We start from the raw sequence: 12,323 nt of genomic DNA, 5'->3' as shown, positions 1-12,323 counted from the left end.
GGCGCTGCGCTTGCGGTTTCAGCGCAGGCCGAAGAACGACAGCACGGCGACGACGACCACGACCAGGCCGACGATGTAGATGATGGAATTCACGCGAAGGCTCCTTGTGGTTGGCGATGACCCAGCATCGGGCGCCGGCCGGCGCGCGGGTGTCGGCGGGGGGCGGTGCGTGCTGTAGGACTCGCGAAGCGCGGATGCGACGACAAATGCCCGGCGCGGGCGTCCGCATTCGAGCCAGGCCTGCTGTGTGACCATTGTTTGCAATGAGCGGCGGGCATCCACGCAAGACTCTGCCCCTTCCAGAAAAGGCCAGGTCATGCGGCTCACCGAGCAATCCCCGTTCACAGGTTCCCACCCCGCGCACCCCGGCGCCCGCGCGCCCCGCGGGCCCGATGCACCCGCCGTGCCGCGCGTCAACGCACAGCTGCTGCCCACGCTGTTCGACCGCTTGCGCGACGACGCGCCCAGCCGCACCACCGAGCTGCCGTCGGAGTACACGGCCACGCCGGCCCGGATGCGCGAGATCATCCAGCGCGACCTGGCCCTGCTGTTCAACACCACCAACGCCGAAGACCTGATCGACCGCACGCGCCATGCCGATGCGGCGTCTTCCACCGTGAACTACGGCGTGCCGCCGCTGGCCGGCAGCTACCTGTCGGAGCGCAAGTGGGCGGACATCGAACGCATCATCCGCCGCGCCATCCGCGACTACGAGCCACGGCTGATTCCCGACAGCGTGCAGGTGGTGCCGCTCATGAAGGAAGACGGCGCGGCCGAGGCTTACAACGTGCTGCTGTTCGAGATCCGCGCGCTCATCCACCTGAAGCCGTACCCGCTGGCCTTCACGGTGCAAAGCGCGGTCGATCTCGAGACCAACCGCATGCGCATCGTCGGCGCGGCGGACTGAAGCCTGTCTGTCTTTCATTTCTCCTTTACTTCAACCACGCCTGGAAGGCTCACCGTCATGGACCCGCAACTCCTCGAGTACTACAACCGGGAACTCGTCTACATGCGCGAGGCGGCGAGCGAGTTCGCCGCTTCGCACCCCAAGATCGCACGCCGCCTGGGCATGCACGGGATCGAGGTGGCCGACCCGTACGTGGAGCGGCTCATCGAGTCGTTCAGCTTCATGTCGGCGCGCATGCAGATCAAGCTCGACGCCGAATTTCCGCGCTTCACGCAGCGCCTGCTCGAGGTGCTGTACCCCAACTACCTGAGCCCCACGCCGTCGATGGCCGTGGCGCAACTGCATCCCAGCGTGAAGGAGGGCGACTTCACGCGCGGCTTCGTGGTGCCGCGCGGCACGGCCTTCCATGCGCGCGTGCCCGCGGGCGAGCAGACGCCGTGCGAGTTCCGCTCCAGCCAGGACGTGACGCTGTGGCCCTTCGAGATCGCCGAGGCGCGGCTCACCGGCGCGCCGCCCGACATCCCGGCGCTGGAGCGCTACGTGCCGCCGCACGTGCAGGTGACGGGCGCACTGCGCCTGCGGCTGCGCATCGTGGGCGAGATGGGCTTCTCGGCACTGTCGGGGCTCGACCGGTTGCCGATCTACCTGCGCGGCAACGAGCAGGTGGCGTCGCACCTGTTCGAGCTGCTGCACACCTCGGCGGTCGCGACCTTCGTCGGCGAGCCCGGCCAGCTGATGGACCGCCCGCACGTCGTGACCGAAGGCGCGCTGGTGCACGAAGGGCTGGGGCCGGGCGAAGGCCTGCTGCCGCTGGCGTGGAACACCTTCCACGGCCACAACCTGCTGCACGAATATTTCGCGTGCCCCGAGCGCTTCTACTTCTTCACGCTCACGCAGCTCGCGCCGGGGCTGGCGCGCATTCCGGGCAAGGAGGTCGAGATCGTCGTGCTGCTGAGCAAGCCGCCCGGCGCGCTGGGGGCGCTGGTCGATGCGGCGCAGTTCGCGCTGTTCAGCACGCCGGTGGTCAACCTGTTCGAGCGGCGCACCGACCGCATCGAACTCGACAGCGCGCAGACCGAGTTCCACCTCGTGCCCGACCGCTCGCGGCCGATGGACTTCGAGGTGTATTCGGTGCAGCGCATCGCCGGCCAGCAGGCGCGCACCACGGCCGAGATCGACTTCCGCCCGCTCTACCAGACGCTCAACGAAGACGAGGGCAACCACGGCCGCTACTTCTCGGTCCGGCGCGAGCCGCGGCTGGTGTCCGAAACGGCGCGCAAGTACGGCACGCGCACGCCGTACATCGGCACCGAAGTGTTCCTGTCGCTGGTCGACCAGCAGGAGGCGCCGTACCCCGAGAGCCTGCGCTACCTGTCGGTGAAGGCGATGCTCACCAACCGCGACCTGCCGTGCCTCGTGCCGCGCAACGGGCAGGCCGACCTCGCGGTGGCCGATTCGATCCCGGTGTCGGCCGTGGGCCTCATCCGTGCGCCGAGCACGCCGAAGTCGCCGTTCGCGCAGCGCGAGATCGCGTGGCGGCTGATCCGCCAGCTGGGCTTCAACCACCTGCCGCTGGCCGACATGCCGCACCGCGAAGGCGCGCAGGCGCTGCGCGACATGCTGCGGCTGTTCGTCACGGCCGACAACGACGTGCTGCGCCGGCAGATCGACTGCCTCGTCGGCTCGCGCATCGAGCCCGTGACTCGGCGCCTGCCGGGCGCGGGGCCGCTGATCTACGGGCGCGGCGTGCAGTGCACGCTGAGCGTCGATGAAGAAGGCTTCTCGGGCACGAGCCCGTACCTGCTGGGGCTGGTGCTGGAGCACTACCTCGCGCGGCACGTGAGCATCAACGTGTTCACGCAGACCACGCTCGAATCGATGCAGCGCGGCACCGTCGCCAAGTGGCCCGTGCGCATGGGCGGGCGCGGCGCGGTCTAGTTTCTCCTGGGCGGGAGCGCCTGCTCCAGCAGCCACAGCATGGCCGCCCGCACCTTGGCGGCATCGGCACCGGCATCGATCTCCAGCGCCGCGCGGTCGAAGGCGGCCGACAGCAGGCGGGCGAGGGCGTCGAGCGACACCTCGCCGCGGCCCATGCCGGCGCGCGCCAGCCCCTGGCGCAGCGAGTTCGCCGAGGTGGCGTCGTCCATCGACATCATTTCCGCCAGGCCGAGCACGGCCGGCCCGTCGATCAGCAGCAGCCGGGTGCGCCCCGGCACCGTCATCGCCTTCAGGTAGGCCTCGCTGCCCACGAGCAGGGCCTCGCGCGGGCCGAGCTCGTCGGGCGTGGCGGCGTCGATGTCGGCCGCGACCGCCTGCGCCTCCAGCAGCAACACCTGGCGGAACAGGTCGCGCTTGTCGTTGAAGTGGTGGTACAGCGCCCCGCGCGTGATGCCGGCGGCCATGGCGATCTCGGGCGTCGAGGTGTCGCCGTAGCCCTTGCTGACGAAGAGCGTGCGGGCCGCCTCGGTCAGGGCGAGGCGGGTGGTTTCGGTGCGTTCGCGGTTGGTGCGTGCCGGGGTTTTGGCCATGACCCTAATTTACATGCAGTCTGTTTGTGGATTAATATTTAACTTACATGCAGTTTGTACGTTTTATCCACGAAGGAGCCATCCCATGAAAGTGACGAGCTATTACCCGGTGATCATGACCAACGACGTGGCCGGCACCGCGGCCTTCTACCAGGCGCATTTCGGGTTTGTGTCGCTGTTCACGACCGACTGGTACGTGCACCTGCAGCTGGCGGACGATGCCTCGGTGAACCTCGCCGTGCTCGACGGCAGCCACACGACCATTCCCGCCGAAGCGCGCGGGCAGGTGGCGGGCGGGTTGCTGCTGAACTTCGAGGTGGAAGATCCCGACGCGGTGCACGAGCGCCTGAAGGCGGCCGGCCTGCCGATCCTGCTGTCGCTGCGCGACGAGGCTTTCGGCCAGCGCCACTTCATCACGCGCGACCCGAACGGCGTGCTGATCGACATCATCAAGCCGATCCCGCCGTCGGGAGAATTTGTCGCGCAGTACGAAGCCGGCGCGCTGCCGACCTGACGCCCGCTCAGGCGCGCAGGGCTTCGTCTTCTTCCAGCCCGTCGCCCAGGAAGCCGCCGCTCTGGTGCGCCCACAGCCGCGCATACAGGCCGCCCTGGGCCATCAGCGTGCGGTGGTCGCCTTCTTCGACGACCCGGCCTTCGTCGAGCACGATGAGCCGGTCCATCGCGGCGATGGTCGACAGCCGGTGCGCGATGGCGATCACGGTCTTGCCTTCCATCAGCGTGTACAGGCTCTGCTGGATCGCGGCTTCGACCTCGGAGTCGAGCGCGCTCGTGGCTTCGTCGAGCAGCAGGATCGGCGCGTCTTTCAGCATCACGCGCGCAATCGCCACGCGCTGGCGCTGGCCGCCCGAGAGCTTCACGCCGCGCTCGCCCACGTGCGCCTCGTAGCCGCGCCGTCCGCCCGCATCGCCCAGCGTCTGGATGAAGTCGTGCGCCTCGGCACGCCTGGCGGCCGCTTCGATCTGCGCCAGCGTGGCGTCGGGCCGGCCGTAGGCGATGTTGTCGGCCACCGATCGGTGCATCAGCGACGTGTCCTGCGTGACCATGCCGATGTGCATGCGCAGCGAATCCTGCGTGACCTTCGAGATGTCCTGCCCGTCGATGAGGATGCGCCCGCTCTCCAGGTCGTGGAAGCGCAGCAGCAGGTTCACCAGCGTCGACTTGCCGGCGCCCGAACGGCCGACCAGACCGATCTTCTCGCCGGGCTTGACCACGAGGTTCAGGTCGTCGATCACGCGGCGGCCTGCGTCGCCATAGCGGAAGCTCGCCTGCTCGAAGCGCACCTCGCCGTGCGGCACGTCGAGCACCGTGGCATGGGGCGCGTCGAGCACCGTGCGCGGGCGCGACAGCGTCTTCATGCCGTCCTGCACCGTGCCGATGTTCTCGAACAGGCTGGTCATCTCCCACATGATCCAGTGCGACATGCCCTGCAGCCGCAGCGCCATCGCCGTGGCGGCGGCCACCGCGCCCACGCCCACCGTGCCGTGCGACCACAGCCACAGCGCCATGCCGGCCATGCCGGCCGTCAGGCCCATGCTCAGCGTGTGGTTGACGATCTCGAAGGCGCTCACCAGCCGCATCTGGCCGTAGCCGGTCTTCATGAACTCGCGCATCGCGTCGCGCGCAAAGCCGGCTTCGCGCTGCGTGTGCGAGAACAGCTTGACGGTCGCGATGTTGGTGTAGGCGTCGGTCACGCGCCCGGTCATGAGCGCGCGCGCGTCGGCCTGCGCCTTGCCGACCTTGCCCAGGCGCGGCACGAAGTACACCAGCGAGGCGATGTACAGCGCCAGCCAGATGACGAAGGGCCACACCAGCTGCGCATCGAGCACGCCCACCAGGATGATCATGGTGGCCACGTACACGCCCATGGCCACCAGCACGTCGGCCAGCACGAACACGGTCTCGCGCACGGCCAGCGCGGTCTGCATCACCTTGGCCGTGATGCGGCCCGCGAACTCGTCCTGGTAGAAGGCCATGCTCTGGCCCAGCATCAGGCGGTGGAAGTTCCAGCGCAGGCGCATCGGCAGGTTCACCGCCAGCGTCTGGTGCTTCACGATGGTCTGCAGCGCCACCACGCCGATGCTGATCACCAGGAACGCGGCCAGCCACAGCAGCGTGTCGCCGCGCTCGGCCCACAGCTTGGACGGCACCTGGCCGCCGAGCCAGTCGACGATGCGTCCGAGGATCGCGAATAGCGCGGCCTCGAAGGTCGACATCACCGCCGTGAGCACCGCCATCGCGGCGATCTTGCCGCGCACGCCGTGCGTGCAGGCCCACAGGAAGGCAAAGAAGCCCTGGGGCGGCAGCGTCGGTTCGGCGGCGGGGTACGGGGGAAGGAGTTTTTCGAAAAAGCGGAACAAGGAATCGGTCTCCAGCAGAGCCTTCGAATGTAGCCCTGCATGCATGACCTTGCCCCGAAAAGGTGCGTTCGTGGCCGGTGCCTTCAGCAACCCTTCAGCTGCGGCGCACCTTGCTGTCGTCGGCGCGTGCGGCCTTTGTTTCCATGCCCCCCAGCCGCGCGCTCAGGAAGTCGATGAAAGTTCGCAGCTTGGGCGACATGTACTGCCGGCTCGTGTACACGGCGAACAGCGTGACCGGCGTGGCCTCGAACGCGGGCAGCAGCCGCACCAGCCGGCCCTGCGCCAGGTCGTCGTCGATGAGCCACACGGGCAGGTACGCAATGCCCATGTCGGCGCGCACCGCGTGCAGCGTGAGCGTGGTGTCGTCCGAGCGCATCGCGGGCGAGAGCCGCAGCGGGAACATGCGCCCGCCCGGCCCCTTGAGCGCGAGGTTGTCCAGGTTCACGTAGCTGGGCACGATCGCGCCCAGCTTCGCGAGGTCGGCCGGCACCGCGGGCATGGCGCCGTGGCGCTTCAGGTAGGCCGGTGTGCCTGCAAGATGAAAGGGCACGCGGCACAGCGGCCGCGCGATGAGCGCGGGCGAGGGCTCCTGTGTGGCGCGCAAGGCCAGGTCGTAGCCGTCGGCCGCGAGATCGACCTTGCGGTTTTCCAGGTGCATGTCGACCAGCACCTCGGGGTACGCCGCGCGGTAGTCCGCCAGCACGCGCGCAAAGCGCGGCGTGGCGCACCACACGGGCGCGCTCACCTTGAGCTGGCCGCGCGGCGCGTCGCTTGTCCGGCCGATGGCGGCTTCGGCCGCATCGAGCAGGTCGAGCGCGCGGCGGCTCTGCTCGTACCAGGCGGTGCCGGCCTCGGTCAGGCTCAGGTGGCGGCTCGAGCGGTGCAGCAGCCGCGCGCCCAGCGATTTCTCGAGCTGCGCCACGTGCTTGCTGGCCATCGGTGCCGACAGGCCCAGGCGCTCGGCCGCCGCCACGAAACTGCCGGCCTCGACGACCTCGCGGAACACGCGCAGGCTGGTCATGCGGTCCATCGATGATTTCCTGTGAAGAAAGGATTCGATGCATCGTAGCCTGTCGATTTCCTGAAAGGAAATGTCTACAGTCGATCCAACGCCTTCAAGGAGCATCGACTTGACCCACGACACCACGCTTTCCCGCCTGCCCACGTACTTCATCTCGCACGGCGGCGGCCCCTGGCCCTGGATGAAGAAGGAGATGGGCGCCACCTACGACCAGCTCGCAGCCTCGCTGGCCGACATGCCGCGCCAGATCGGCCGCACGCCGGCGGCCATCCTCATGGTCTCGGCGCACTGGGAGTCGCCCGTGTTCACGGTGCAGGGCAACCCGCGCCCGCCCATGATCTACGACTACGGCGGCTTTCCGGCCCACACCTACGAGGTGCGCTACGCCTCGCCCGGCTCGCCGGAACTCGCGCAGCGCGTGCAATCGCTGATCGCCGCCGCCGGCCTGCCGGTGCAGATCGACCCCGAGCGGGGCTACGACCACGGCATGTTCTCGCCGATGGCCGCGATGTACCCGAACGCCGAGGTGCCGGTGGTGCAGCTGTCGCTGCGGCGCGGGCTCGACCCGGCCGAGCACCTGGCATTGGGCCGCGCGATCGCGCCGCTGCGTGACGAGAACGTGCTCATCGTCGGCAGCGGCCTGAGCTATCACAACCTGCGCAACTTCGGCCCGCAGGCGCACGGCGTGTCGAAGGCCTTCGGCGACTGGCTCGACGAGACCTCTGTGCAGGCCACGCCGCAAGCGCGCGTGCAGCGCCTGCAGGACTGGGCCTCGGCCCCTTCGGCGCGCATGGCGCACCCGCGCGAGGAGCACCTGATTCCGCTGATGGTCGCGGTCGGCGCGGCCGAAGGCGATGTCGGCGAGCGCGTGTACCACGAGGACGCCTTCATGGGCGGGCTCGTGGTGTCCAGCTACCGCTTCGGCGCCGCCTGAGAGTGCAGGGCGCGCGGCAGAATGAAGCCATGCCCACGCCCGCTCTTCCCACCCCCGACGAATCCGCCGAAGCCCGGCGCCAGATCGCCCGCATCGAAGCCCTGTCCACCTCGCACGACCCGGTGCACGACGGCGTGCGCGTGCGCTGGCGCCGCTTCGGCACCGACACGACGAAGCCGCCCATCGTGCTGCTGCACGGCGGCCACGGCAGCTGGATGCACTGGCTGCGCAATGCCGAGGCGCTGTCGGCGCAGCGCACGCTGCTCCTGCCCGACATGCCCGGCTTTCACGATTCCGATGCGCTGCCGCGCGTGGCGCCCGGCGAAGACGCGCTGGTGCCGCTCCTGGCCGCGCTCGGCGGCACGCTCGATGCGCTCATCGGCGCCGGCACGCCCATCGACCTGGGCGGCTTCTCGTTCGGCGGGCTCACCGCCGCGCGCTTCGCGGTGCGGCGCGGCGCCATCCGCCGGCTGGCGCTGATGGGCAGCGGCGGCCACGGCACCTTGCGTCGCATGACGGTCGAGATGATCAACTGGCGCGCCGCCCCCGACCGCGAGACCGAGCGCGCCGCGCTCATGCACAACCTGGGCGCGCTGATGCTGCACGCGCCCGCCGCCATCGACCCGCTGGCCTTCGAGATCCACGACCTCTCGTGCCACGGCACGCGCTTTCGCAGCAAGGAGGTGTCGCTTTCGGGCGGGTTGCAGGCCGCGATCGACACGCTGGGCGTGCCGACGCTGCTGTTGTGGGGCGAGTTCGACGTCACCGCCGACTCGCGTCCGCTGGTGGCGCAACTGGCCAGCGAAGGCCCCGGCCGCGAAGGCGTGGTGATCGACGGCGCGGGGCACTGGGTGCAGTACGAACGCGCCGACGAGACCAATGCGCGGCTGCTGAAGTTCTTCGGCTGAACTTCGCCGCGACCGGTTACTGCTTCGTGAGGCCGAGCTTGCGGATGGTCTCGGCCCACTGGTCGTAGGTCGTGCGCGTCAGGTCGGCCAGTTGCTGCGGGGTCGACGATTCGGCTTCGTACGCACCCTGGCGGAAGAAGTCGCGCGTGGCCGGCATCGCCAGCACCTGCGCCAGCGCGGCATTGAGCTTGGCGACCACCGGCGCCGGCATGCGCGCCGGGCCGTAGAAGCCGAGCCAGCTCGCCATGTCGACGCCGCTCACGCCTTGCTCGCTCATCGTCGGCACGTCGGGCAGCATCGCGCTGCGCTTGGGCGCCGCCACCGCGAGCATGCGCACCTTGCCGGTGGCCGTGTTCTGGATCGCGTTGGGCGCCGCGTCGAAGTAGTACTGCACGCGGCCCGCGAGGAAATCCTTCGCCGCATCGGCGCCGCCCTTGTAGGGCACGTGGACCACGTCGAGCCCAGCCTGCCGCGCGAAGGCCTCGCCGTAGATGTGCGACGAGGTGCCGGTGCCGAACGAGGCGTAGCTCATCTTTCCCGGGTTGGCCTTGATGTACGCCACCAGCTCCTGCACGTTGCGCGCCGGCACGCTGGTGTGCACCGTCAGCACCAGCGGGCCGCGCGCGCCGAGCGAGATCGGCGTCAAGTCCTTGAACGGGTCGTAGCGCACCTGTGCCAGCGTCTGCGGGTTCTGTGCGACCACGGAAGAGGGTGCGTACATGAAGGTGTAGCCGTCGGGCGCCGCGCGGATCACTTCCTCGGTCGCGAGGATGAAGCTCGCGCCCGGCCGGTTCTCCACGATCACCGGCGTCTGCAGCACCTCGCCGAGCTTGTTGGCGACGAAGCGCGCCTGCGCGTCGGAGGCGCCGCCCGCCGCCAGGCCGAGCACGATGCGGATGGTGCGGCCCTTGACTGGAAAGTCCGTGGGTGAGGCGGCGAATGAAGACAGCGGCAAGGCGATCGCGCCCAGCGCAAGCCACGCGGCCGCGCTGCGTCGGGTGATGAAAGAAGAAGGGCTCATTGCTTGGCCAAGCCTACCTGCTGCACCATCGCGCCCCAGCGCTCGTAGGTCGAGCGCGTGATGCCAGCGAATTCTTCCGGCGTGGTCGCGCCGGCTTCGTAGCCGCCCGTGCGATAGAACTCGCGCACCTGCGGCATCGCGAGCACCTGCGTGAGCGCCGCGTTGAGCTTTGCGACCACCGGCGCCGGCATGCGCGCCGGCCCGTAGAAGCCGAGCCAGCTCGGCAGGTCCAGCCCGGCGTAGCCTTGTTCGGCGAAGGTGGGCACGTCGGGCAGCGCCGGAATGCGCGCATTCGCCGCGATGGCCAGCACCTTCACCTTGCCCGTGGCCGAGGTGATGATGGCCGAGGAGGCCGAGTCGAACATGTACTGCACACGCCCGCCGATCAGGTCCTTGGCCGCGTCCGAGCCGCCCTTGTAGGGGATGTGCACCGCATCGACGCCGGTCTTCTTCACGAAGGCCTCGCCGTAGATGTGCGACGAGGTGCCCGCGCCGAACGAGGCGTAGCTCACCTTGCCGGGGTTGGCCTTCACGTAGGCCACCAGCTCCTTCACGTTGTTGGCGGGCACGGTGGTGCTGACCGACAACACCAGCGGCCCGCGTCCGCCCATCGAGATGGCGGTGAAGTCCTTGAACGGGTCGTAGGGCACCTGCGCGAAGGTGTGCGGGTTCTGCGCCATCGTGGAAGAGGGCGCGTACAGCAGCGTGTAGCCGTCGGGCAGTGCGCGCGACACCTCGTTGGCCGCGAGCATCGTGCTCGCGCCGGGCCGGTTGTCCACGATCACGCTGGTGCCCAGCACCTCGCCGAGCTTCTGCGCCACGATGCGCGCCTGCGCGTCGGTGCCGCCGCCGGCGGTGAAGCCCACGACGATGCGGATCGGTTTGTTGCGAGCCGGAAAGTCCTGCGCGAACGCGAGCGGCGCCAGGCCCAGCAAAGCCGCGGCGCCGAGCGCCGTGCCGAACGCACGGCGGGTGCCGTTGAGTCTCTTCATCGATGTCTCCGTTGGAATGTTCTCCTGATATTGATTTAGAAAATCATAAAAATCCATATTGACTAGGGAATACCCCGAACAAACGCCTTTTATTGGCTTTTGTGTTTGACAAAATGAACATTGAAATCAAAATACGACGAAACAGCCCATCCAAGACACCCATCTCATGAAAACTGTCGTCCGCACCGACGAGCGCATCCTGTCCTCCGACATCTTCGACCGCGACAGCCGCGTCAAGCGCCCTGACCACGGCAGCTGGGCCGAGCCCGGCAAGAACATTCCGGTCTATCACCGCTGCGGCGTGCTGGTGGTCGGCGGCGGCCCGTCGGGCACCGCCGCAGCCGCTGCTGCCGCCCGTGCGGGCGCCGACGTGGCGCTGCTCGAGCGCTACAACCATCTGGGCGGCCTGTCGACCGGCGGCCTCGTGATCTGGATCGACCGCATGACCGACTGGGAAGGCAAGCTGGTGATCCGCGGCTTCGCCGAAGAACTGTTCGACCGCCTGCCCGCCGACGCCATCGCCGGCCCGCAACGCGCGGACTGGGGCTCGCAGGACGTGGCCAAGGCCGCACACTGGTCGCAGCGCACCGCCGCGTACCACGGCATCGTCACCTGGTCGCCCACCATCGACCCCGAGCGCCTGAAGCTGCTCTCGCAGGAGATCGTGCTGGAGCGCAAGGTCAAGCTCATCTACCACTCGTGGGCCGCCATCCCGATCGTGCAGGACGGCGCGGTCAAGGGCGTGGTCTTCGAGAGCAAGGAAGGCCGCATGGCCATCATGGCCGACGTGGTGGTCGACGCCACCGGCGACGGCGACCTGTTCGCCCGCGCCGGCGCCGCCTACGTGAACGACATCGAAGAAGCCGACGTGCACCACTGCATGAACACCTCGTGGCTCTTCGGCGGCGTGGACATGAACCGCTGGATCGACTTCAAGGCCGGCCAGCCCGAGGCCTTCGCCGGCTTCATGGCGCGCGGACGCGAGCAGCTCGGCCTCTTCGAGCGGCCCTTCGTCTCGTGGCGCAACGACGTGGCGCTCTTCATGGGGCCGCGCCAGTCGGGCTACTCGGCGCTCGACGTGGACGACCTCACGGCCGTCGAAGTGCGTTCGCACCGCGCCATGGCCGCGCACCTGGACTACTTCAAGGCGCACGCGCCCGGCTTCGAGGACGCCTACCTGATGCTGAGCGCGCCGCAGATCGGCGTGCGCCATGCTCGGCGCCTCACCGGCGTGGGCGCGGTGCTGCGCAGCCAGTGGCCCGACGGCGTGGCGCTGGCGGACGAGATCGGCGTGACGCCCGCGGTGTCGCCGAAATTCCCGAACATCTCCATCCCCTACGGCGCGCTGGTGCCGCAGCAGCTCGACGGCCTCGTGGCGTGCGGCCGCCATATCTCGTGCGACCGCAACTCGCACGGCTTCATGCGCGAGATTCCGCAGTGCTGGATCACCGGGCAGGCCGCGGGCGTGGCGGCGGCGCTGGCGTCGCAGGGTGGCATCGCGCCGCGCTTCGTCGATACCGGCGCGCTGCAGTCCGCGTTGCTGGCGCAGGGCGTGTACCTGCGCACCGGGGGCGAAGCCGGGCAGGGCGCGGCCTCCGTCGCGGCCGAAGCCAGCGCCTGACCCGGCTCCTTTT

Annotated in this window: 12 protein-coding genes; 6 read left to right on the top strand and 6 right to left on the bottom strand. The window is 69.0% G+C overall.

Annotated features, from left to right (window positions below; genetic code table 11):
* Positions 1 to 18: 18 nt before the first annotated feature.
* On the bottom strand, positions 19 to 318 hold the full coding sequence (locus tag FFI97_RS09990) for a hypothetical protein (protein WP_139706179.1): 300 nt from the start codon (positions 316 to 318) through the stop codon (positions 19 to 21).
* Between FFI97_RS09990 and tssE the strand changes: the two genes are divergently transcribed.
* Positions 317 to 907 (top strand): type VI secretion system baseplate subunit TssE, encoded by a 591-nt coding sequence (gene tssE / locus FFI97_RS09985; RefSeq protein WP_082818151.1) that lies wholly within the window; start codon positions 317 to 319, stop codon positions 905 to 907. The two genes, FFI97_RS09990 and tssE, sit on opposite strands and share 2 nt — an antisense overlap.
* A gap of 57 nt (positions 908 to 964) precedes the next feature.
* Positions 965 to 2,845 carry a type VI secretion system baseplate subunit TssF gene (gene tssF / locus FFI97_RS09980; protein WP_095744941.1) on the top strand — a complete coding sequence of 627 codons (1,881 nt, stop codon included), beginning with the start codon at positions 965 to 967 and terminating at the stop codon, positions 2,843 to 2,845.
* On the opposite strand, the gene FFI97_RS09975 is transcribed toward tssF, so the two are convergent.
* A complete protein-coding gene (locus FFI97_RS09975; RefSeq protein WP_139706177.1) occupies positions 2,842 to 3,435 on the bottom strand; it encodes a TetR/AcrR family transcriptional regulator in 594 nt (197 codons plus the stop codon). The genes tssF and FFI97_RS09975 overlap by 4 nt on opposite strands.
* Before the next feature lie 85 nt (positions 3,436 to 3,520).
* Here FFI97_RS09975 and FFI97_RS09970 point away from each other — a divergent pair, with 85 nt between their 5' ends.
* Positions 3,521 to 3,949, top strand: coding sequence for a VOC family protein (locus FFI97_RS09970; RefSeq protein ID WP_139706175.1), 429 nt, complete (start codon positions 3,521 to 3,523; stop codon positions 3,947 to 3,949).
* A gap of 7 nt (positions 3,950 to 3,956) precedes the next feature.
* Here FFI97_RS09970 and FFI97_RS09965 read toward each other — a convergent pair whose 3' ends face one another.
* Positions 3,957 to 5,813, bottom strand: coding sequence for an ABC transporter ATP-binding protein (locus FFI97_RS09965; protein ID WP_172438282.1), 1,857 nt, complete (start codon positions 5,811 to 5,813; stop codon positions 3,957 to 3,959).
* 94 nt (positions 5,814 to 5,907) lie between these two features.
* Positions 5,908 to 6,843, bottom strand: a complete 936-nt coding sequence (locus FFI97_RS09960; protein ID WP_139706173.1) for a LysR family transcriptional regulator — start codon at positions 6,841 to 6,843, stop codon at positions 5,908 to 5,910.
* Between the two features lie 100 nt (positions 6,844 to 6,943).
* On the opposite strand from FFI97_RS09960, the gene FFI97_RS09955 reads away from it, so the two are divergent.
* A complete protein-coding gene (locus FFI97_RS09955) occupies positions 6,944 to 7,768 on the top strand; it encodes a DODA-type extradiol aromatic ring-opening family dioxygenase (RefSeq protein WP_139706171.1) in 825 nt (274 codons plus the stop codon).
* A 29-nt stretch (positions 7,769 to 7,797) separates the two neighbouring features.
* Positions 7,798 to 8,676 (top strand): alpha/beta fold hydrolase, encoded by an 879-nt coding sequence (locus FFI97_RS09950; RefSeq protein ID WP_139706169.1) that lies wholly within the window; start codon positions 7,798 to 7,800, stop codon positions 8,674 to 8,676.
* A gap of 16 nt (positions 8,677 to 8,692) precedes the next feature.
* On the opposite strand, the gene FFI97_RS09945 is transcribed toward FFI97_RS09950, so the two are convergent.
* Both FFI97_RS09945 and FFI97_RS09940 read right to left on the bottom strand, forming a co-directional pair.
* Positions 8,693 to 9,697: a Bug family tripartite tricarboxylate transporter substrate binding protein gene (locus FFI97_RS09945; RefSeq protein WP_139706167.1), complete on the bottom strand. Its 1,005-nt coding sequence runs from the start codon at positions 9,695 to 9,697 to the stop codon at positions 8,693 to 8,695.
* Positions 9,694 to 10,689, bottom strand: coding sequence for a Bug family tripartite tricarboxylate transporter substrate binding protein (locus FFI97_RS09940; RefSeq protein ID WP_139706165.1), 996 nt, complete (start codon positions 10,687 to 10,689; stop codon positions 9,694 to 9,696). The genes FFI97_RS09945 and FFI97_RS09940 overlap by 4 nt, the downstream gene beginning before the upstream one ends.
* 166 nt (positions 10,690 to 10,855) lie before the next feature.
* On the opposite strand from FFI97_RS09940, the gene FFI97_RS09935 reads away from it, so the two are divergent.
* On the top strand, positions 10,856 to 12,310 hold the full coding sequence (locus tag FFI97_RS09935) for an FAD-dependent oxidoreductase (protein WP_139706163.1): 1,455 nt from the start codon (positions 10,856 to 10,858) through the stop codon (positions 12,308 to 12,310).
* The last annotated feature ends 13 nt before the right edge of the window (positions 12,311 to 12,323 follow it).

The sequence above is a fragment of the Variovorax sp. KBS0712 genome (assembly GCF_006323185.2).
Taxonomy (GTDB): domain Bacteria; phylum Pseudomonadota; class Gammaproteobacteria; order Burkholderiales; family Burkholderiaceae_C; genus Variovorax; species Variovorax boronicumulans.
The sequence above is the reverse complement of the archived record's forward strand: the minus strand, read 5'-3'. Positions and strand labels throughout refer to the sequence as shown.